The organism is Streptomyces sp. NPDC034037 (assembly GCF_055575715.1).
This window is the reverse complement of record NZ_JBVISC010000003.1, coordinates 416,485-436,768: the sequence shown is the minus strand read 5'-3', so window position 1 is coordinate 436,768 and position 20,284 is coordinate 416,485. Positions and strand designations below refer to the sequence as shown.

The 20,284-nt window shown below is 72.8% G+C and carries 16 protein-coding genes; 4 read left to right on the top strand and 12 right to left on the bottom strand.

What is annotated here, in order from left to right:
* The first annotated feature begins 243 nt into the window (after positions 1 to 243).
* Positions 244 to 1,005 carry a GntR family transcriptional regulator gene (locus ACZ516_RS12595; RefSeq protein ID WP_361082170.1) on the top strand — a complete coding sequence of 254 codons (762 nt, stop codon included), beginning with the start codon at positions 244 to 246 and terminating at the stop codon, positions 1,003 to 1,005.
* Between the two features lie 24 nt (positions 1,006 to 1,029).
* Here the strand turns inward: ACZ516_RS12595 and ACZ516_RS12590 are convergent, their stop codons facing one another.
* Positions 1,030 to 2,187, bottom strand: coding sequence for an ROK family transcriptional regulator (locus ACZ516_RS12590; protein ID WP_358909970.1), 1,158 nt, complete (start codon positions 2,185 to 2,187; stop codon positions 1,030 to 1,032).
* Between the two features lie 114 nt (positions 2,188 to 2,301).
* On the opposite strand from ACZ516_RS12590, the gene ACZ516_RS12585 reads away from it, so the two are divergent.
* Positions 2,302 to 2,769, top strand: a complete 468-nt coding sequence (locus ACZ516_RS12585) for a hypothetical protein (protein ID WP_361082173.1) — start codon at positions 2,302 to 2,304, stop codon at positions 2,767 to 2,769.
* On the opposite strand, the gene ACZ516_RS12580 is transcribed toward ACZ516_RS12585, so the two are convergent.
* From ACZ516_RS12580 to ACZ516_RS12560, 5 genes are all read right to left on the bottom strand, one after another.
* The gene (locus tag ACZ516_RS12580; protein WP_469009983.1) at positions 2,747 to 3,814 is read right to left on the bottom strand and encodes an enoyl-CoA hydratase/isomerase family protein; all 1,068 of its coding nucleotides are present in this window, start codon (positions 3,812 to 3,814) and stop codon (positions 2,747 to 2,749) included. The genes ACZ516_RS12585 and ACZ516_RS12580 overlap by 23 nt on opposite strands.
* A gap of 45 nt (positions 3,815 to 3,859) precedes the next feature.
* Complete coding sequence (meaB, locus tag ACZ516_RS12575) at positions 3,860 to 4,867, bottom strand: methylmalonyl Co-A mutase-associated GTPase MeaB (RefSeq protein ID WP_469009981.1); 1,008 nt, start codon at positions 4,865 to 4,867, stop codon at positions 3,860 to 3,862.
* An 18-nt stretch (positions 4,868 to 4,885) separates the two neighbouring features.
* Entirely contained in the window at positions 4,886 to 7,093 is a 2,208-nt protein-coding gene (gene scpA, locus ACZ516_RS12570) for a methylmalonyl-CoA mutase (RefSeq protein ID WP_469009980.1), read from the bottom strand.
* Positions 7,093 to 8,940, bottom strand: coding sequence for a methylmalonyl-CoA mutase family protein (locus ACZ516_RS12565; protein WP_469009978.1), 1,848 nt, complete (start codon positions 8,938 to 8,940; stop codon positions 7,093 to 7,095). The genes scpA and ACZ516_RS12565 overlap by 1 nt, the downstream gene beginning before the upstream one ends.
* Before the next feature lie 163 nt (positions 8,941 to 9,103).
* Positions 9,104 to 9,892 carry a GNAT family N-acetyltransferase gene (locus ACZ516_RS12560; RefSeq protein ID WP_469009976.1) on the bottom strand — a complete coding sequence of 263 codons (789 nt, stop codon included), beginning with the start codon at positions 9,890 to 9,892 and terminating at the stop codon, positions 9,104 to 9,106.
* A 501-nt stretch (positions 9,893 to 10,393) separates the two neighbouring features.
* On the opposite strand from ACZ516_RS12560, the gene ACZ516_RS12555 reads away from it, so the two are divergent.
* Both ACZ516_RS12555 and lysA read left to right on the top strand, forming a co-directional pair.
* Entirely contained in the window at positions 10,394 to 10,759 is a 366-nt protein-coding gene (locus ACZ516_RS12555) for an SAV_915 family protein (protein ID WP_358584656.1), read from the top strand.
* Positions 10,760 to 10,783: 24 nt separating this feature from the next.
* Positions 10,784 to 12,184 carry a diaminopimelate decarboxylase gene (gene lysA / locus ACZ516_RS12550; RefSeq protein WP_469009974.1) on the top strand — a complete coding sequence of 467 codons (1,401 nt, stop codon included), beginning with the start codon at positions 10,784 to 10,786 and terminating at the stop codon, positions 12,182 to 12,184.
* A gap of 63 nt (positions 12,185 to 12,247) precedes the next feature.
* Here lysA and purB read toward each other — a convergent pair whose 3' ends face one another.
* The 6 genes from purB to ACZ516_RS12520 form a co-directional block, all read right to left on the bottom strand.
* Positions 12,248 to 13,690 (bottom strand): adenylosuccinate lyase, encoded by a 1,443-nt coding sequence (purB, locus tag ACZ516_RS12545; RefSeq protein ID WP_358584660.1) that lies wholly within the window; start codon positions 13,688 to 13,690, stop codon positions 12,248 to 12,250.
* Positions 13,691 to 13,792: 102 nt separating this feature from the next.
* Complete coding sequence (locus tag ACZ516_RS12540; protein ID WP_468750506.1) at positions 13,793 to 14,572, bottom strand: SGNH/GDSL hydrolase family protein; 780 nt, start codon at positions 14,570 to 14,572, stop codon at positions 13,793 to 13,795.
* Between the two features lie 56 nt (positions 14,573 to 14,628).
* The gene (locus ACZ516_RS12535; RefSeq protein WP_358584664.1) at positions 14,629 to 15,642 is read right to left on the bottom strand and encodes a hemolysin family protein; all 1,014 of its coding nucleotides are present in this window, start codon (positions 15,640 to 15,642) and stop codon (positions 14,629 to 14,631) included.
* Positions 15,639 to 16,970 carry a hemolysin family protein gene (locus tag ACZ516_RS12530; RefSeq protein WP_358584666.1) on the bottom strand — a complete coding sequence of 444 codons (1,332 nt, stop codon included), beginning with the start codon at positions 16,968 to 16,970 and terminating at the stop codon, positions 15,639 to 15,641. Before ACZ516_RS12530 ends, ACZ516_RS12535 begins: the two co-directional genes overlap by 4 nt.
* Before the next feature lie 186 nt (positions 16,971 to 17,156).
* Complete coding sequence (locus tag ACZ516_RS12525) at positions 17,157 to 17,582, bottom strand: GNAT family N-acetyltransferase (protein ID WP_361082195.1); 426 nt, start codon at positions 17,580 to 17,582, stop codon at positions 17,157 to 17,159.
* A 137-nt stretch (positions 17,583 to 17,719) separates the two neighbouring features.
* Positions 17,720 to 20,284, bottom strand: coding sequence for an ABC transporter permease (locus ACZ516_RS12520; RefSeq protein ID WP_469009971.1), 2,565 nt, complete (start codon positions 20,282 to 20,284; stop codon positions 17,720 to 17,722).

Below are 20,284 nucleotides of genomic sequence, written 5' to 3'. Positions count from 1 at the left end.
GGGGGCTTCTTTCCGAGGAATCCGCGCGCCCCTCTCCACGGGCATGGCCGATTACGCCCGCTTGGCCCCGTGCGAACTCCGCATGAATGCTCTGTGGCATCAACCCTGTGCGGGCTGTAACGGATCCAGGATTGGTCTTGACCAAGGGTGGGCGCAGGCCTATGGTCGCAGGGATAGTGCAGGAACCTTTAATAAACAAGGGCGCTAAAAAGCCGCCGGTCAACGGCGATTGCGGAGGACAGGGTGGGGACCACGCAGCTCGAATCGGTGCCGGAGCCGAAGTACTGGCACCTGAAGACCGTGCTCAGTGAGGCGCTCGACTCCGAGTTCGCGGTGGGGGAGATCCTGCCGAACGAGCGTGAGCTGGCCGCCCGCTTCGGCGTCGCCCGCGCCACGCTCCGCCAGGCACTCGAACAGCTCGAACTGGAAGGGCGGCTGCAGCGCCGCCGCGGGGTCGGCACGACCGTGGCCCCGCCCCGGATGGGTGTGGCCGTCGGGTCCGCGCAGGGCACCTGGCCCGGCGCGGTCGGCGACGCCTGGCAGCCCGCCGACTGCGCTCCGGGCCTCCCGCCCGCGGCCGTCGCCCGCATGCTGGAGACCCTCCCCGACGAGCAGGTCCACATCGTGCGCCGCACCCGCGTCTCCCAGGGACAGCCCGTCGCCGCCGAACTGCTGTACGTCCCGATGTCCTCGGTCGCCGAACTGACCGGCATGGACGCGCCGTCCGGCGCCGCCCGCGCGCGCGTCGTCCTGCGCGAGCTGGCCCGGCTCGCCCTCGAAGGACAGGACAGGGCCGTCGAACTGGGCTCGGCCCGCGCGGACGACGCCAAGGCGCTCGACCGGCTGCCGGGCGCGCCGGTCCTCCTGGTGACGACCCGCTTCCTCGCCGAGGGCCGCACGGCCGCGGTCTCCGTGGCGACCTACCGCGCGGACACCTGCCGGCTCACCTTCGGCGACGCCGGCGGCGTCGAGATCCACCACGGCCCGGAGCGGCGCGCTTCCTGACCGCCGCCCGGCACCGCCCGCGCCTCACCGGCGGGCGGTGACCGTGCCCTCCACGGCGAACAGCTGCTCCTCGACGTGGTCGAGCGCCAGCCGCAGCGCGCCCGTCGCCACCGCCGCCTCGCCGAGCGCTGACAGCGCGACGCGGGGCGGCCGCAGGCAGTAGCGCGCCAGCTCCCGGCGCAGCGGCTCCAGTACGCCGTCCAGCCCCGCCGCCCAGCCGCCCACCACGACCAGTTCGGGGTCGAGGGCGAGCACGAGGGCCGCGACGTCGTGCACCAGGCGCTGGATGAAGCGGTCCACCGCCGCCCGCGCACGTTCGTCGCCCTCCTTGGCATGGGCGAAGACCTCGGCGACCGCCTGCTCGTCCAGCGGGTGCAGCGGCTCGTCCGTGGTGGAGAGCAGCGTCTCCGGGGTGACCTCGCGGCCCAGCAGATGCAGCGCGCCGATCTCGCCCGCCGCGCCGCCGTAACCGCGGTGCAGCCGGCCACCGATCAGCGAACCGGCCCCCGGGCTCAGCCCCGCGAGGACGAACACCACGTCGTCGGTGTCGGTCGCCGCGCCCTTCCAGTGCTCGGCCACGGCCGCCGCGTTGGCGTCGTTCTCCACCAGGACCGGGCACTTGAAGGAACGGCGCAGCCGCTCACCGAGCTGAAGCCCCGTCCACTCGGGCAGCGCCGTGCTCAGCCGTACCGTGCCGTCCGCCTCCAGGATGCCGGGACTGCCCACCCCGACCGCGCGCAGCGAGCTGCGGGCTATCCCCGCGCGGCGCAGCAGCTCGGCCACCGTGGTGCGCAGCCGTTCGAGCCGCTCGTCCGCGGGAGCCTCCTCGGAGACGTCCTTGGAGGCCGTGCCGAGGACCTTGCCGTGCAGGTCCGAAAGGACGGCCGCGACCCGGTGCGGGCCGATCTCCAGGCCCAGCAGATGGCCCGCCTCGGCCCGGAAGCGGAACTTCCGGGCGGGCCGCCCCTGGCGCCGGGCACCGCTGTCCTCGGCCGCGGACTCCACCACGAGCCCGGCCTCGATGAGCCCCTCGACGACCCCCTCGACGGTGGGCCGGGAGAGCCCGGTCACTCGGGTGATCTCCGTGAGCGTCGCCAGGTCCGCGGCGCGCAGCGCGTGCAGCACCACCGCGGAGTTGATCCGCCGCAACAGAGAGGGATCCCCGCCGGTCAGCTGCCCCAACGTACGTCCTCCCAGCTCGTGCGCGTGATGGCCGGATCGTACTCGGAACGGGGGACAGCGGCGAGCGCAGGGCCCGCTGACCCGTTGTCAGTGGTGCCCGCTTTACTGGGCGCCATGAGCACCGCACAGCATCTCGCCGCGATCGACCTGCTGCGCTCACGGGAGTTTCCCGAGGAGCACGGCAGGTCGGAGTGCGGCTGCGAGGGCCCCGGGTACCACGTGGCGGAGTTACTGACGAGCGACTCCTTCTGGGAGGACGACGGCACGCGTCGCCACCTCGCCGAGGAGCAGTACGAGGCCGAGCGGGACGGGCTGACGGTCCTGCTCACCGACCGCTGGGGCCCGCCCCAGTGGTTCAGCCTGGCCAGTGTCTTCGAGCGGACCCTGGACACGGCTGCGCCGGCCGGGGGCGACGCCGGGGCCGAGGAGATACCGGAGCCGTGGGCCGGGCTCAGCTCGTCCGTGCCGGACCTGCGCCTGTGGCATGTGGACGGCCGCTGGATCGCCCTCGGCGTCGCCCAGTGGGACAAGGAGCTGCCCTTCCAACTCCTCGCCGTCGTCACCGAGATCGACCCGCCCTGAGCTGCGGGGCCGCCGTGTCGACGTCCTCGAAGAAGCGGGCCACGTCCGCCGGCGTCACCTGGTCGAGTCCGGCGGGCGACCAGCGCGGCCTGCGGCTCTTGTCGATGACCTGGGCCCTGATGCCCTCTTGCAGGTCGGGCAGGGCGAGCGCCGCACAGGACACGCGGTACTCCTGGTCCAGTACGGCCTCCAGGGTGGGCAGTTCGCGGGCCCGGCGCAGCGAGGCCAGGGTGACCTTCAGCGCGGTCGGCGACCTCGTCAGGATCGTCTCGGCCGCCTCCTTCGCCTGCCGCTCACCACATGCGTACAGCCGTTCGATGATCTCCTCGACGGTGTCCGCCGCGTAGCAGTGGTCGATCCACTCCCGGCACGCGGCGAGTTCGCCCGCCGGAGCCGGCCGCCCGAAGCGCCGCAGGGCCTCGGACACCTCGGTGTCGCCGAGGGCCGTGGTGAACTCCGTCAGGAGCCGCGAGGGCACAAAGTGGTCGGCCAGCCCGCACAGCAGCGCGTCACCCGCGCCCACGGCCGTGCCGGTCAGCGCGAGATGCGTGCCCAGCTCGCCGGGGGTGCGCGTGAGCAGGTAGGTGCCGCCCACGTCGGGCACGAACCCGATGCCGGTCTCCGGCATGGCCACCCGCGAGCGCTCGGTGACCACCCGCACGTCGCCGTGGGCCGAGACGCCCACGCCGCCGCCCATCACGATCCCGTCCATGACGGCGACGTACGGCTTCGGGTAGCGGGCGATCCGGGCGTTCAGGCGGTACTCGTCCCGCCAGAACGCGGCCGACGCGCTCCCGTCGCCCGCCTTCACGTCGTCGTGGATGGAGCGGATGTCACCGCCCGCGCACAGCCCCCGCTCCCCGGCGCCGGTGAGGACCACCGTCGCCACCGACGCGTCGTCCTCCCAGGCGGTGAGGGCGTCGGCCAGCAGCCGCACCATGGCGTGGTCGAGGGCGTTGATGGCCCGCGGCCGGTTCAGGACGAGATGCCCGGCGCGGCCCGCACGGCGGACCAGGACGGGGGAGTCGGCGCGGGGGTCGTTCATGGTGCGGGTGGCTCCGATCGGTGGGGGGAGGGCGGCGGACCCCGTTCAGTCCGGCGGCGCCGGACGGCCGCCGCCCTGGAACGCGTCGAGGATCCGCTCGGCGGCCGACGTGGCCGTCAACGTACCCTCCCGCACGCGCTGCTCGAGCTCGGGGGCCACCCGGCGCACCTCCGCGTGCGCCAGGAGCCGGCCGAGCAGCTCGTCCCGCACCGTCGACCACGTCCAGTCGACCTGCTGGTCACGGCGCTTGGCCGCCAGCCTGCCGGTCGAGTCCAGGAGCGTGCGGTGCTGCTCGACGCGCTCCCACAGCGTGTCCAGGCCGCTGGACTCCCGGGCACTGCACGTGAGGACCGGAGGCGTCCACGCGGCGTCGGCCGGGTGCATCAGCCGCAGCGCGCCCGCCAGTTCCCGGGCCGCCGAGCGCGCGTCCCGCTCGTGCGGGCCGTCCGCCTTGTTCACGGCGATCACGTCCGCGAGTTCGAGGACGCCCTTCTTGATGCCCTGCAGCTGATCGCCCGTACGGGCCAGGGTCAGCAGCAGGAACGTGTCGACCATGTTCGCGACCGTCGTCTCCGACTGTCCGACACCCACGGTCTCCACCAGGACCACGTCGTAGCCCGCCGCCTCCATCACCACGATCGACTCCCGCGTCGCCTTGGCGACCCCGCCGAGCGTCCCGGCGGAGGGGGAGGGACGCACGAACGCGGCGGGATCCAGCGAGAGCCGCTCCATCCGCGTCTTGTCACCCAGGATGGAACCGCCCGTGCGCGTGGACGACGGGTCGACGGCGAGCACCGCGACCCGGTGGCCGAGCGAGGTGAGCATCGTGCCGAGCGCGTCGATGAACGTGGACTTGCCGACGCCCGGCACCCCGCTGATGCCGACCCGCCGGGCCCGCCCGCTGTGCGGCAGCAGCGCGGTCAGCAACTGCTGGGCCAGCGCGCGGTGCTGCGGCCGGGTCGACTCGACGAGGGTGATGGCACGCGCGACATACGCGCGCTTCCCGTCGAGGACGCCCTTCACGTACGCGTCGATGTCGATCGTCACAGGCATGGGTCGGCGCTCACCGGCTCACAGGTCGTGGCCGAGATCGGCCGCCAGTCGGTTCACCAGGTCGTACGCCGCGTCCGGGATCACCGTGCCGGGCGGGAACACCGCGGTGGCACCCGCCGCGTGCAGCGCCTCGACGTCCTGCGGGGGGATCACCCCGCCCACCACGATCATGATGTCCTCGCGGCCCTCGGCGGCCAGTTCCTCGCGCAGCGCCGGTACGAGAGTAAGGTGCCCGGCGGCCAGCGACGAGACGCCCACGATGTGCACGTCCGCCTCGACCGCCTGCCGGGCGACCTCGGCCGGGGTCTGGAAGAGCGGGCCGACGTCCACGTCGAAGCCGAGGTCGGCGAAGGCGCTGGCGATCACCTTCTGGCCGCGGTCGTGGCCGTCCTGGCCCATCTTGGCGACCAGGATGCGCGGCCGGCGCCCCTCGGCCTCGTCGAAGGCGTCCACCAGCGCGCGGGTGCGCTCGACGGAGGGGGACTGGCCTGCTTCGGTGCGGTACACACCGGAGATCGTACGGATCTGGCCCGCGTGCCGCCCGTACACGCTCTCCAACGCGTCGGAGATCTCACCGACCGTCGCCTTCGCGCGGGCCGCGTCGACCGCGAGCGCCAGCAGGTTGCCCTCCAGGCCGGCGCCGGCTCCCGGGCCGCGCTCGGCCGCCGCGGTGAGCGCCCGCAGCGCGTCCTGGCAGGCCGCCTCGTCGCGCTCCGCGCGCAGGCGCCGCAGCTTGTCGATCTGCTGGGCACGCACCGAGGAGTTGTCGACCGCCCGGACGTCGATCCGCTCGTCGGTCTCCACCCGGTACTTGTTGACGCCGATGACGGGCTGGCGCCCCGAGTCGATGCGGGCCTGGGTGCGCGCGGCGGCCTCCTCGACGCGCAGCTTCGGGATGCCGGCGTCGATGGCCTGCGCCATGCCGCCCGCCGCCTCCACCTCCTCGATGTGCTGCCAGGCACGGCGGGCCAGGTCGTACGTCAGCTTCTCCACGTACGCGCTGCCGCCCCACGGGTCGATCGTCCGCGTCGTCCCCGACTCCTGCTGGATCAGCAGCTGGGTGTTGCGGGCGATCCGCGCGGAGAAGTCGGTCGGCAGGGCGAGCGCCTCGTCGAGGGCGTTCGTGTGCAGGGACTGGGTGTGCCCCTGCGTCGCCGCCATCGCCTCGACACAGGTGCGGGTGACGTTGTTGAACACGTCCTGCGCGGTCAGCGACCAGCCCGACGTCTGCGAATGGGTGCGCAGCGAGAGGGACTTGGCGTTCTTCGGGTCGAACTGCCTGACCAGCTTCGCCCACAGCAGGCGCGCCGCGCGGAGCTTGGCGACCTCCATGAAGAAGTTCATGCCGATCGCCCAGAAGAAGGAGAGCCGGGGCGCGAACGCGTCGACGTCGAGGCCCGCCTCCTGCCCGGCCCGCAGGTACTCCACGCCGTCGGCGAGCGTGTACGCCAGCTCCAGATCGGCCGTCGCACCCGCTTCCTGGATGTGGTAGCCGGAGATGGAGATGGAGTTGTAGCGCGGCATCTTCTGCGAGGTGTACGCGAAGATGTCGGAGATGATCCGCATCGAGGGCTTCGGCGGATAGATGTAGGTGTTGCGGACCATGAACTCCTTGAGGATGTCGTTCTGGATGGTCCCGGCCAGCTTCTCCGGCGGCACACCCTGTTCCTCGGCCGCCACGATGTACAGCGCGAGCACGGGCAGCACGGCGCCGTTCATCGTCATCGACACGGTCATCTTGTCCAGCGGAATGCCGTCGAAGAGCTGACGCATGTCATAGATGGAGTCGATCGCCACGCCGGCCATGCCCACGTCACCGGTGACGCGCGGGTGATCGCTGTCGTACCCCCGGTGCGTCGGCAGGTCGAAGGCGACCGACAGGCCCTTCTGCCCCGCCGCGAGATTGCGGCGGTAGAAGGCGTTGGACTCCTCGGCGGTGGAGAACCCCGCGTACTGCCGGATCGTCCAGGGCTGGTTCACGTACATCGTCGGATAGGGCCCGCGCAGATACGGGGCGACACCGGGATAGGTGTCCAGGAAGTCCAGGCCCTCCAGGTCGGCGCCCGTGTACAGCGGCTTGACCGCGATGCCCTCGGGCGTCTCCCACAAGAGGTCGCTCTCGGACCTGCCCGTGAACTCCTTCACGGCGGAGCGCCACTGGTCGTCGGAGCCCTTCGCGCCCGAACCGGGCCCGAGGTCGACGGAGGAGAAGTCGGGGATGCGCATTACGCCACTCCCATGCGGTCGAGGGTGGAGGAGAGCACGGCCACGGCGTCACAGCCGGCGAAGACCTGCGTGTCGACGCCTGCGTGGTCACCGCGTCCCGCGAGGAACACCTGGTCCGCGCCCGCTTCCCGGAGCTCCAGGGCGACGGCCTCGGCCTGTTCGGCGTAGAGCGCGTCGCTGGAACACAGGCACGCCACGGAAGCGCCGCTCGACTTGAAGGCTTCGGCGGCCGTCGCCGCGTCCACGGTGGCCGGTTCGTGCACGGCCTCGATGCCGCCCGCCTGGAAGAGATTGGCGGCGAACGTGGCCCGCGCGGTATGCGCGGCGGCCGGGCCGAGCGCGGCGAGGAAGACCCTCGGGCGCGCGCCGGTCGCCGCCAGGTGCGCGTCCGAGCGGGCACGCAGCTCCTCGAACGCCTCGTCACGGCGCACCCGCGGCAGACCGCCGGCCGGCGCGGCCGGGGCGGCCTCGCGCTCCACGGGCCGCTCCGCGAGGTGCGGGAACTCGCTGACACCGGTGATCGGTTCACGGCGCCGGGCGAGCTTCGCGCGGCGCTCGGCCCAGGTGGCGGCCAGACGCTCACCGATCATCCCGGAGCGCAGGGCCGCCGGCTGCCCGCCCGCGCGCTCGATCTCCTGGAAGAACTCCCAGGCGCTGTGCGCGAGTTCGTCGGTGAGCCGCTCCACGTACCAGGAGCCGCCCGCCGGGTCGATCACCCGGGCCAGATGCGACTCCTCGATCAGGATCGTGGACGTGTTGCGCGCGATGCGGCGCGCGAACGCGTCGGGCAGACCCAGCGAGTGGTCGAACGGCAGCACGGTGACGGCGTCCGCGCCACCGACGCCCGCGCCCAGACACGCCACCGTGGTGCGCAGCATGTTCACCCACGGGTCGCGGCGCGTCATCATCACCGGGGAGGTCACGGCGTGCTGCCGCTGCGCCCCGGCGGAGGGCGCCCCGCACACCTCGGCGACCCGCGCCCAAAGGCGCCTGGCCGCCCGGAACTTGGCGATGGTCAGGAACTGGTCGGCGGTGGCCGCGTAGCGGAACTCCAGCTGCCCGCAGGCCTCGTCGACCGACAGGCCGGCGCCGGTCAGCTCCCGCAGGTAGGCGACACCCGTGGCGAGGGAGGCGGCCAGCTCCTGCGCGGCCGAACCGCCCGCCTCATGGTACGGCAGCGCGTCCACGGTCAGGGCGCGCAGACCCGGGTACTCCCGCCCGCACAGCCGCGCCAGCTCGATGGCCTCGGCCGGCTCCACCGCCTCGCCGGTACGGGCCTCGTGGCCGAGCACGTCCGCCCCGAGCGTGCCGCGCGTCGACTCCTTGGGGACGCCCGCCGCCTCGTACAGGCGCAGCAGCTCGCGCGCGGCGGGCCCGAACGCGGCGCCGGCGTCGAGCGCGATCGGCGCCAGGTCGAGATAGACGCCGTCCAGCGCCCGGGCCAGCCCGGACACCGGCACGCCGCCGGCGCCCACGCCGAGCCACAGCGAGGTGACGCCGTTCTCCAGGTCGCCGAGCACGGCTTCGTTCATCCGGACGGGATCGGCGCTCGCGTGCCGCTGGCGCACGTCCCAGCCCGTGGCGGCGTTGCCGCCGGGGGTGCCGCCCCGTACGAAGGGGGCGAAACCGGGATGGCCGGCGGCGGGCGCGGCGTCGCGGGAGGTGTACAGGGGGCGGGTGGTGAGCCCGTCCTCCAGGGAGGTGGACAGCGCTTCCTCGGCCGCCGCTCCCGATGCTTCCTTACCCGACTTGCGCAGCACGCCCTCCACCAGGCGCTGCCACTGCTCATGGGTCGCATCAGGGAACTCGGCGGCCAGGGAAAGCCCGTCGTCAGGCAGGACCGTCATGCCCTGATGCTAGGGCGCAATCCATGGCACGCGGTGCCACCACGGGCTGTGACCTTGCCCTCTTCTGATCGCTCTTGATCTCGAACGAGCGGACGGCTATTACCGGCCATCTGTGCGGCGGGCGTGGATCCGTGCGGCGGGCAGGGACACGTTGGGGCACCCCTCACGCGGAAGCGCGCGGCGAGGACTGCGGCCGGGCGGCGGGTTCTCCCGTCACGTACCGGACGTACTCGTGGTGCAGTCGGAAACCCGCGGTCCAGGCCAGCAGCCGGCTCGGCCGGTCGTGGCGCCCGCACGACCAGCTCGCGAGGCGGCCGCGCTCGGCGATGTCCGCGCACAGAGCGGTGACACAGGCCAGCGCCAGATGCTCGCGGCGCCGCTCGGGGGCGGTGAGCACGGCCACGTCCTCGTACGCCTCGCCCACGAAGTACCCGCAGGCGACGGCGGCGAGCCGGCCGCCCCGGTCGAACGCGGCCCACCCGTGCCCGGAGGCGGCAAGACCGGCCGGACCGCCCCAACTGGCGTGGATCCAGGCGGCGTCGGGGGAGAGGCCGGCGAGCGCGGGGGCGTCGTCGGGCACCAGCCGGCGGACGCCCAGACCGCGTGGCGGACGGGGCGCGGCCACCGGTTCCCGGTGCACGTACACCATGCGCTCGGCCGGCAGGACCCGGTCGAAGGCGGCGCCGAGCACCGGCAGGAAGCGGACGGGCGCCTCGACATGGCTGTGCGCGAACGGGGCCAGGAACGCGGGGTCGACGCTCCCCGGGTCGCCGTCCAGCAGGACGTGGCCCGCGCACGAGACGGCCATGGCGCGCGGTCTCGGCGCGCGGTCGCCCCACCAGGCGCCCACCCCGGTCGCGGCGACGTGCTCGGGCAGACACGCGGGCCCGGGAGCCCCGGCGGGGAACCAGCGGGGCGCGGTGGTCAGGCGGTGCGAGGGAAGCCGAATCATGAGCCGCTCCTCCGTAGTGAGACGTTCGAGCTGACCTTCGGGTGACTTTGCGCGAGACCTTCGGGTGACCTTTGAGCAAGACCTCCGGGTGAGGCCTTCGGGTGAAAAATTCGAGCGGGCGGAGCGAGCGCCGCAGGTCCGCGCCGCTAACCCCTGGGATCAAGCCCCTCCACGTGGCTGCCCCCTCCAGCGCCGGGTTCCCACCCCGGCGGCTCCGCAACGGAACCGGTGCGCGCGCTGCACGGCCGGGCCGCGCACCGCACCCTCGCCATCCAACTGGCTCGTGTAAGCGCGTTCAAGAGGGCCTGGTCACGGTTGACACGTCCCTGATGCGGGTGGTGCCCGCGGTGCCGGTGGTGTTGGCGCGCCAGGATCGCGTCAGCGCGCGGCACCGCCGCGTCAACGACGCGTTATCGACGGTCGGTTGGCACTCAGTGCCGGGCATAACGTCTCCGTACGCCTTCTCTCTCCACCTTGCTTCTCTCTCCACTGGAGGAACCCATGGCAGAGCTTCTGTGCGGCGAGGACCCCGAGCCCTGTGAAACCGGCCCGGCCGGGCCGCTGTACGTCCCCGCCTGGCCGGGGCCCGCGGGCCGCGTGGCCCGTCTGTTCCGCACGCCCGTCGGCGAGCGCACCGCCGTCGCCTTCACCAGCGTGGTGCGCCTGAGCGAGGCCCTCGGTCCCCGGCAGGCGTGGATCAGGCTCTCCGAACCCGCGCTGCGTGCCCTGGTCGTGCCCTTGGGCGTGCGCGGCATCCTCATCGACCCGCCCCTGGCCGCGCAGCCCGTCGGACCGGCGCCCGCGGTGCGGACCCATGCGGCGGGCACGGCGGCACCGGCCGGTGCGCGACCCCTCCGGATCGGCTGAGACAAGGTGAAAGGGACCCCTGCCATGAAGACCCTCCCCGGACTGCCGTCCCCGCCGCTGACGGCCACCCTGCCTCAGGCCCCCGAAACCCAGGCCCCCGAAGCCCCGCCCGACAGGGGCCAGGCCGACGGGGACCTGGCCGTATGGCCCACGACCAGCGCACCGCTCGCGCACGGCGACGTCGCCGTCGGCGGAGTCGCGCTCACCGACGTCGCCGAGCGCTTCGGCACCCCCGTCTACCTCCTCGACGAGGCCGACGTACGGGCCCGCTGCCGCCGCTATCTGCGGGCCTTCGAGGGCGCCGAAGTGCTCTACGCCGCCAAGGCGTTCCTGTGCCGTGCCATGGCGCACTGGATCGACGAGGAGGGCCTCGGCCTCGACGTCTGCTCGGCGGGGGAGCTGGAGCTGGCCGTCACCACGGGCTTCCCACCGGAGCGCATCGTGCTGCACGGCAACGCCAAGAGCCCGCACGACCTGCGGGCCGCGCTGCGGCTGGGCGTCGGCCGTATCGTCATCGACAGCGCGTCAGAGATCGCACGCCTGGCCGCCGCCGTGCCGCCGGACGGTCGCCAGAAGGTGATGGTGCGGGTGGTGCCGGGCATCGCGGCCGGCGGGCACGTGAAGATCCGGACGGGGACGGACGATCAGAAGTTCGGCCTGTCCCTCACCGACGGCTCGGCGCAGCACGCCATCGCCCGCATAGTCGGCCAGCCCACGCTGGACCTGGTCGGCCTGCACTGCCATCTCGGCTCGCAGATCACCACGGAGAAGCCCTACCTGTGCGCGGTCCGCCGGCTGGTCGGGCTGATGGCGCGGATCAAGGACCAGCACGGCCTGACCCTCCCCGAACTGGACCTCGGCGGCGGCCACGGCATCGCCTACCGCCCGGGGGAGGAGTCGCTCGACATCGCCTCCCTCGCCCGCAAGGTCCGCGCCGAGCTGGTGGAGAGCTGCGCGGCGGCGGGCCTGCCCGTGCCGCGGCTCGTCGTGGAACCGGGGCGGGCGATCGCCGGGCCCGCCGGGGTGGTGCTCTACCGGGTGCTCGCGGTCAAGCGGACCGGCGGGCAGACCTTCGTCGCCGTCGACGGCGGCATGAGCGACAACCCGCGGCCCGCGCTGTACGGGGTGCGGTACGCGCCCCGCCTGGTCGGCCGGCGCGCCGCGGCCGGGCCGGAGGCGATGACGGTGGTCGGGCGGCACTGCGAGGCGGGCGACATCCTCGCCTCGGGCGTACCGCTCCCGGGTGACACGCGGCCCGGGGACCTGCTCGCCCTGCCGGTGGCCGGGGCGTACCACCTGTCGATGGCGTCCGGCTACAACCTCGTCGGCCGGCCGCCCGTGGTCGCGGTGGCCGACGGCCACGCCCGGCTGCTCGTCCGCCGCGAATCACTGGAGGATTTCCGCAGGAGGGACGTGGGGCTGTAGCTCCCGCGAACGCGGGCGGCCCCGGGGCAGCACACCCCGGGGCCGCCCGCGACGGTACGAGCCTCAGAGAATCGCGCCCGGCGTGTACGCCGCCGCCTCCGGGTGCTCCTTGAGCAGCGCCTCGATCTGCGCGAGGACCGCGGCGACCTGGTCGCTCGCCGCCCCCGTGAAGGACAGCTTGTCGGCCATCAGCTCGTCGAGCCGCGCGCGGTCCAGCGGGATGCGGGAGTCCGCGGCGAGCTTGTCGAGCAGTTCGTTGCGCTCGGCGCCCTGCTCGCGCATGGCGAGCGCGGCGGCGACCGCGTTCTCCTTGATGGCCTCGTGGGCCTCCTCGCGGCCGACGCCGGCGCGCACCGAGGCCATCAGGACCTTGGTGGTGGCGAGGAAGGGGAGGTAGCGGTCCAGCTCACGCGCGACGACCGCCGGGAAGGCACCGAACTCGTCGAGCACGGTCAGGAAGGTCTCCAGGAGGCCGTCGAGCGCGAAGAACGCGTCGGGCAGCGCGACCCGGCGCACGACGGAACAGGAGACGTCGCCCTCGTTCCACTGGTCGCCCGCCAGCTCGCCGGTCATCGAGGCGTAGCCGCGCAGGATGACGGTGAGGCCGTTGACGCGCTCGCAGGAGCGGGTGTTCATCTTGTGCGGCATCGCGGACGAGCCGACCTGGCCCGGCTTGAAGCCCTCGGTGACCAGCTCGTGCCCGGCCATCAGCCGGATCGTCTTGGCGAGCGAGGACGGCGCCGAGGCGACCTGCACCAGGGCGGTGACGACCTCGTAGTCCAGGGACCGCGGGTAGACCTGGCCCACCGAGGTGAACGCGCGCTCGAAGCCGAGGTGCCCGGCGATGCGGTCCTCCAGCTCGGTCAGCTTGCCCGCGTCGCCGCCGAGCAGGTCCAGCATGTCCTGGGCGGTGCCGACCGGGCCCTTGATGCCGCGCAGCGGGTAGCGGCCGAGCAGGTCGTCGAGGCGGCGGTAGGCGACGAGCAGTTCGTCGGCGCCGGTCGCGAAGCGCTTGCCCAGCGTGGTCGCCTGCGCGGCGACATTGTGGGAGCGGCCGGCCATGACCAGCTCGGCGTACTCGCCGGCGAGCTTGCCGAGCCGCGCGAGGACGGCGACGGTGCGCGAGCGGATCAGCTCCAGGGAGAGCCGGATCTGGAGCTGCTCGACGTTCTCTGTGAGGTCGCGCGAGGTCATGCCCTTGTGCACGTGCTCGTGCCCGGCGAGGGCGTTGAACTCCTCGATGCGGGCCTTCACGTCGTGGCGCGTGACCTTCTCGCGCTCGGCGATGGAGGCCAGGTCGACCTGGTCGAGGACGCGCTCGTAGTCGGCGATGGCGGCGTCCGGGACGTCGATCCCGAGGTCCTTCTGCGCCCGCAGCACGGCGAGCCAGAGCTGACGCTCCAGCCTCACCTTCTGCTCGGGCGACCAGAGGATGGCGAGCTCGGCGGAGGCATAACGTCCCGCGAGGACGTTCGGGATACGGGGCTTTGCAGGCGCGGCAGTCACGTGTACGGATTCTACTGGGCGTTCGTGCAGGCCAGCGCCACGCCCCCGTTCGTCGGAAGCTACGAGAGCCGACGGGGGAGGGCCGAGATGCGACGGGATGCGCTAGAAGAGCGGGCCGTCGTAGGGGAGCAGCTCGGGACGCTTGGGCGGGCGGCCGTCGCCGGAGGAGCGGCCGGTGAGGCGGCGGCCGATCCACGGCACGAGGTGCTGCTTGGCGAACCGCGCGTCGGCGATGCGGCGCCTGGCCCAGGTGAGCGGCACGGCGGCCGCCAGCGGCGTACGCCAGTCCTCCTCGGGCGGGTGGCCGAGCGCCTGCCACACGGCCTCGGCGACCCTGCGGTGCCCCTCCGCCGTCAGGTGCAGCCGGTCCACGTCCCACATGCGCTGGTCGCCGAGGGCCGGGGCGCCGTAGAGATCGACGACCAGCGCGTCGTGGCGGGAGGCCAGGTCGTCGATGTGGGCGAACAGCTCCTCCATGCGCGGACGGAACCGCTCCATCACGGGGCCGTTCCGGCCGGGGCTGCGCATCAGGACGAGCTGCTTGCACGACGGGGCGAGGCGTTCGACGGCCTCCTCCAGGAGGTCGCGCACGCGGTGCATGTCGCACTTGGGGCGCAGCGTGTCGTTGAGCCCGCCCACCAGGGTCACCACGTCGGCCCGCATCGCGGCCGCCACGTCCACCTGCTCGGCGACGATCTGGCCGATCAGCTTGCCGCGCACCGCGAGGTTCGCGTACCGGAAGCCGGGGCTGTGCGCCGCCATCCGGCCGGCGAGGAGATCGGCCCAGCCGCGGTAGGTGCCGTCGGGCTGCAGGTCCGACATGCCCTCGGTGAAGGAGTCGCCGACCGCGACAAGACTGGTGTAGTTGGCATTCATCTGCATGGCGAGAGAGATCGTATCCCGCCTCCGCGGGCCGGGGCCCCGGAGGCGGGAGCGGATCAGACGGGCTGGCCGAACAGCTCCCGCAGGACGTCCTCCATGGTGACCATCCCGGCGAGCCTGCCGTCCGAGCCGAGCACCGCGGCGACATGCGTACGGCTGCCCCGCATCGCGGTCAGCACGTCGTCGAGCGGCGTCGTCTCACGGACCTGGGCGATCTTCCGCATGTCGGGCACCCGGAACGGCAGATCCCGCGGCGCCCGGTCCAGGGCGTCCTTGACGTGCAGATAGCCGACGATGCGCCGGCCCTCGTCGACGACCGGGAAGCGGGAGAAGCCGGACTCGGCCGACAGGCTCTCCAGCTTCTCCGGAGTGACGCCCACGCGCGCGTAGACGACGTCCTCCAGCGGCAGGACCACGTCCTTGACCGGGCGGCGGCCCAGCTCCAGCGCGTCGTGCAGGCGCTCCTGCGCGCGGCCGTCGATCAGACCCGCGTCACCGGAGTCCTTGACCATGCGGGCCAGGTCGTCGTCCGAGAAGCTCGCCGAGACCTCGTCCTTCGCCTCGACCCGCAACAGCTTCAGCAGACCGTTGGCGAACGCGTTGATCGCGAAGATCACCGGGCGCAGCGCCCGGGCGAGCGCCACGAGCGGCGGACCGAGCAGCAGCGCGGTGCGCACCGGCTCGGCGAGCGCGATGTTCTTCGGGATCATCTCGCCGAGCAGCATGTGCAGGTACGTCGCCAGTGCCAGCGCGATGACGAACGAGATGGGGTGCACCAGGCCGTGCGGCACGCCGACCGCGTTGAACACGGGCTCCAGGAGGTGGGCGATCGCCGGCTCCGCGACGACGCCGAGGACGAGCGTGCACAGCGTGATGCCCAGCTGGGCCGCGGCCAGCAGCGCCGAGACGTGCTGAAGGCCCCACATCACGCTCTTGGCGCGCCGGTCGCCCTCCTCGGCGTGCGGTTCGATCTGACTGCGGCGTACGGAGATCAGGGCGAACTCGGCGCCCACGAAGAAGGCGTTGACGACGAGTGTCGCGAAGCCGATCAGCAGTTGGATGACGGTCATCGGGCGTCCTCCGCCTCGTCCTCGGTCAGCGGGGCGTGCAGCAGCACGCGGGCGGCGCGGTGTCCGGCGGCGTCCGTGACGTCGAGCCGCCAGCCGCCGACCTCCACGCTGTCGCCGACGGCCGGGATGCGGCCCAGCTCCGTCGCGACGAGTCCGGCGAGCGTCTCGTAGGGCCCGTCGGGCGCCCGCAGGCCGACGCGCGCGAGCTGGTCGGTGCGGGCGGCGCCGTCCGCGGAGTAGAGCGTCCTGCCGTCCTCGTCGGCTCCCGCGGTGGCGATGTCGGGCGTCTCGTGCGGATCGTGCTCGTCCCGCACCTCGCCGACGACCTCCTCGACGATGTCCTCCAGGGTGGCGACGCCGGCGGTGCCGCCGTACTCGTCGATGACCACGGCCATCGTCCGCTTGCCCGAGAGCCGGTCGAGGAGCCGGTCCACGGTCAGCGACTCCGGCACCAGCAGGGGCTCGCGCATCAGTTCGGCGACCGATACCCGCGGCCTGCGTTCGGCGGGCACGGCGAGCACGTCCTTGATGTGCGCGACGCCCACGACCGAGTCGAGGTTGCCGCGGTAGACGGGGAAGCGGGACAGGCCGGTCGCCCGGGTGGCGTTCGCGACGTCCTCGCAGGTGGCGTGGACGTCGAGGGCCATGACCTGCACGCGCGGCGTCATCACGTTCTCCGCGCTGAGGTCGGCGAGGTTCAGCGTGCGCACGAACAGCTCGGCGGTGTCCGCCTCCAGCGCGCCCTCCCGCGCCGAGTGCCGGGCCAGGGCCACCAGCTCCTTGGGGCCGCGCGCGGAGGCCAGCTCCTCGGCGGGCTCGATGCCGAAGCGGCGTACGGAACGGTTCGCCGTGTTGTTCAGATGCGCGATGAACGGCCGGAAGGCGGCGCTGAACAGCCGCTGCGGCGTCGCCACGCGCTTGGCGACGGCGAGCGGCGAGGAGATCGCCCAGTTCTTGGGGACCAGCTCGCCGATGACCATCAAGAAGACCGTCGACAGCGCCGTACCGATGACGAGGGCCACCGAGGACGCGGCCGAGGCGGGCAGGCCGAGATCGCGCAGCGGGCCCGCGATCAGCTTGGCGATCGAGGGCTCGGAGAGCATGCCGACCACGAGATTGGTGACGGTGATGCCGAGCTGGGCGCCGGAGAGCTGGAACGTCAGGTTCTTGACGGCCTTGAGCGCGCCGGCGGCGCCGCGCTCACCACGCTCGGCGGCCCGTTCGAGTTCGCTGCGCTCGACCGTGGTGAGGGAGAACTCCGCCGCGACGAAGACACCGCATGCCACACAGAGCAGCACCGCCACGAGGAGCAGGAGCACTTCGGTCATCGGGTCACCTCCGTCCCATGATCGGGCAGGGGCGGGAGGAATGCGCGATGTCGGGTACTGGGAGGCTCGCCCATGGGCGGACGCTCACACCTTTCAGTGGGATACGAGTGATGCGCCCATGGTAAAGGATCAGCAAAGGCGCTTGCGAACGCCGGGAGAGGCGCCGGGGGTGCCGCATGGCGGTGCTCAGTCCGTGAGGGGCTTCACCCAGCGGCTCCACTGCGGCTCGGGGGCGTAGCCGGCCGCGCGCCAGGTGTGGTGGGCGAGTGCGTTGCCGTCCAGGACCATCGCGTCGCCGCGCCGCCCACCGAGGCGCACGAACCGCTCCTCGGCGGCGGCCAGCAGCGCCGAGCCCACGCCTTGGCGGCGGTGCTCCGGGTGCACGGCGAGGCGATAGAGGTGGCAGCGCCAGCCGTCGAAGCCCGCGATGACCGTGCCCGCGAGCTCCCCGCCGCGTTCGGCCAGGATCAGTGCCTCGGGGTCACGGGCCACGAGGCGCTCCACTCCGGTGCTGTCGTCACTGATGCTCGTGCCCTCGGCGGCCACCTTCCAGAAGGCGAGCACCGCGTCCAGGTCCTCGGGCGCGGCAGCCCGTGTGCGCAGATCGTTCATGGCTCCATCTCATCATCGGCCCCGGGACGGCGGGCACGGCTTTTCAGGATGCGGACCGAGGCGTGCTCGGTGGCGTCCTGGTACCCCCTCGACCCCGGAACTCACGCGAGACAGACCCGCGCCCGCCCCCTCGCCCCTCACTCGTGCGCGATGGCCGCCAGCACGTTCATGCGGGAGGCCCGCAGCGCGGGCAGCAGCGCCGCCACCAGGCCCACGACCACGGAGCCGACCACCACCGCGACGATCGTCGTCCACGGGAAGGCGAGTTCCGCCATGCCCTGGAGGGCGAGCACCTGCTGCGCGGCGACGCCCCAGACGAGGCCCAGCGCGAGACCGAGCAGGGCGCCGAACACCGCGATCACCACCGACTCCAGGCGGATCATCCGGCGCAGCTGGCGCCGCCCGAGCCCGATGGCGCGCAGCAGCCCGATCTCGCGGGTGCGCTCCACGACCGACAGCGCGAGGGTGTTGACCACGCCCAGCACCGCGATGACGATCGCGAGGCCCAGCAGCGCGTAGACGAGGTAGAGCATGACGGCGATCTGCTGGCGGACCAGCTCCTTGTAGTCGGCCTGGTCACGCACCTGGACCTGCGGATACGGGTCGAGGGTCTTCTGCAGGCGTGCGCGCAGGGTGCCGGCGTCCGTGCCGGCGGACGCGTTGACGTACACCGCGGAGTCCTGCCCGTCGGGCACGTACTTCTCGAGCGTGCCGAGCCCGAGGAACAGTCCTCCCTCCACGCCGAACCCCTCGGGCGAGCCCTGGTCGGTGAACGCCCCCACGGTCAGCTTCGCCTCGCGCCCGCCGGGGAACGTCGCCGTCAGCACGTCACCGACGCGCACCCGGTGTTTGTGCGCGAATTCCCTGTCCATGCCGAGGTGTCCGGACGCCAGCGCGGCCCGCGAGTTCCCCGTCGTGTAGGTGACGTGGGCGATGTCGTCGAGCCGTCGGTCGTAGCCCGCCGCGGTCGACTCGACGTGCCTGCCGTCGGGCAGCGCCAGTTCCAGGGGGCTGAAGCGCTGGCGTACGACGAGGCCCGCGCCGTCGGTGTCCTCGATCTTCCCCGTGACCTCCGGCGAGAACGGCATGAAGTTGCTGTTCTGCACCACGAAGTCCGCGCCGAGCGTCTCGTCGATCCGCCGGTCGAACGACGCGGTCATCGACGCGCTCGCCACCGAGAGGCCGCCGACCAGCGCCAGCCCCACCATCAGGGCGGCCGCCGTGGCCCCCGTTCGCCGCGGATTGCGCAGCGCGTTGCGCTGGCTCATCCGGCCGACCGAACCGAACACGGCGGGGAAGGCGCCGCCCAGCACCCGGATCACCGGGCGCACCAGGAGAGGGCCCGCGACGACGGTCGCGACCAGGGTCAAGACGATGCCGAGCCCGAGGAAGGACGCCGCCGAGGACGTCTCGTCGGCGGCCGCGCAGCCGGCCAGCGCGGCGGCCCCGGCCACCCCGACCACGCAACCGGCCACCGCCCGCACCTTCAGCGGCCGCCCCACCCCGGCGATCTCGGCGTCCGCGAGCGCCGCCATCGGCGAGACGTGGGCGGCCCGGCGCGCCGGGAGGTACGCCGCGACGAAGGTGACGCCGACCCCGACGACGTACGAGGCCACAGGGGTCGCCCAGGTGACGACCATCTCCGTCGACTTGAGGTTCATCCCGAGCAGGCCCATCAGCTCGATGAGGCCGAGGGCCAGGCCGATGCCGGCGGCCAGCCCCAGTGTCGAGCCGAGCAGTCCGAGCAGCAGCGCCTCGATGAGCACGGAACGCCGCACCTGCCTGCGGTCGGCGCCCAGCGCGCGCAGCAGGCCCAGCTCCCGGGTGCGCTGCGCGATCAGCATCGAGAAGGTGTTGACGATGAGGAAGACGCCCACGAGCACCGCGACCCCGGCGAAGCCGAGCATCACGTACTTGACGACGTCCAGGAAGCCGCCCAGCGAGGCGGCGGCGGAGTCGGCGTGCTCGTCGGCGGTCTCCAGCTCATAGCCCGAGCCGATCTCGGCGGCGATCCTGCGCTTGAGGACGTCGTCGTCGACGCCCTCGGCGGCGGTCACCGAGACGCTCGTCGCCGTGTCCGCCGTGCCGAGGAGCCGGCGCTGGGCCGTCGGGGTGTCCAGGAAGACGAGGGCGGCGCCCGGGTTGGTGGTGGTGAAGGTGGCGATGCCGACGACCTCGACCTCGAACGAGCCGGGGCGGGCGAGGATCGTGAGGGTGTCGCCGATCCCGACGTCCTTCCGGTCGGCCGTGTCCGCGTCGAGCATCGCCTGGCCGGCGCCGCGCGGGGCATGGCCCGAGGTCAGCTCCACGGGGCTGCGGTCGGTGGGATACCAGTTGGTGGCGACGGTCGGCGCGCCGGTGGTCGAGCCCACCGATTCGTTGTCGCGGTCGACGACGGTGACGTTCTGGACGGACACGTCGATGTGGGCGTCCGCGACACCAATGACCTTCGCGACCTTCTCCTTCAGGCCGGCCGGGACGGTCGGCGTGCGCCCGGAGGGCAGCGCCTCTTCGAGTTCGTCCTTCGGCGCGACCATCACGTCCGCCGACGTGGAGGCGAACAGCCGGTCGAAGGTACGGCTCACCGTGTCCGAGAAGATCAGGCTGCCCGCCACGAACGCGACCGACAGGATCACGGCCAGCGCGGACAGCACGAGCCGGCCCTTGTGCGCGAGGAAGCTTCTGAGCGTCGCCTTCAGCAT

Bases quoted from the DNA above. Each gene is read 5' to 3' on its own strand.
- ACZ516_RS12585 (WP_361082173.1), top strand. From the start codon at position 2,302: ATGAGCACCGCACAGCATCTCGCCGCGATCGACCTGCTGCGCTCACGG.
- ACZ516_RS12580 (WP_469009983.1), bottom strand. From the start codon at position 3,814: ATGAACGACCCCCGCGCCGACTCCCCCGTCCTGGTCCGCCGTGCGGGC.
- meaB (WP_469009981.1), bottom strand. From the start codon at position 4,867: ATGCCTGTGACGATCGACATCGACGCGTACGTGAAGGGCGTCCTCGAC.
- scpA (WP_469009980.1), bottom strand. From the start codon at position 7,093: ATGCGCATCCCCGACTTCTCCTCCGTCGACCTCGGGCCCGGTTCGGGC.
- ACZ516_RS12565 (WP_469009978.1), bottom strand. From the start codon at position 8,940: ATGACGGTCCTGCCTGACGACGGGCTTTCCCTGGCCGCCGAGTTCCCT.
- ACZ516_RS12560 (WP_469009976.1), bottom strand. From the start codon at position 9,892: ATGATTCGGCTTCCCTCGCACCGCCTGACCACCGCGCCCCGCTGGTTC.
- ACZ516_RS12555 (WP_358584656.1), top strand. From the start codon at position 10,394: ATGGCAGAGCTTCTGTGCGGCGAGGACCCCGAGCCCTGTGAAACCGGC.
- lysA (WP_469009974.1), top strand. From the start codon at position 10,784: ATGAAGACCCTCCCCGGACTGCCGTCCCCGCCGCTGACGGCCACCCTG.
- ACZ516_RS12540 (WP_468750506.1), bottom strand. From the start codon at position 14,572: ATGCAGATGAATGCCAACTACACCAGTCTTGTCGCGGTCGGCGACTCC.
- ACZ516_RS12535 (WP_358584664.1), bottom strand. From the start codon at position 15,642: ATGACCGTCATCCAACTGCTGATCGGCTTCGCGACACTCGTCGTCAAC.
- ACZ516_RS12530 (WP_358584666.1), bottom strand. From the start codon at position 16,970: ATGACCGAAGTGCTCCTGCTCCTCGTGGCGGTGCTGCTCTGTGTGGCA.
- ACZ516_RS12525 (WP_361082195.1), bottom strand. From the start codon at position 17,582: ATGAACGATCTGCGCACACGGGCTGCCGCGCCCGAGGACCTGGACGCG.
- ACZ516_RS12520 (WP_469009971.1), bottom strand. From the start codon at position 20,284: ATGCTGAAGGCGACGCTCAGAAGCTTCCTCGCGCACAAGGGCCGGCTC.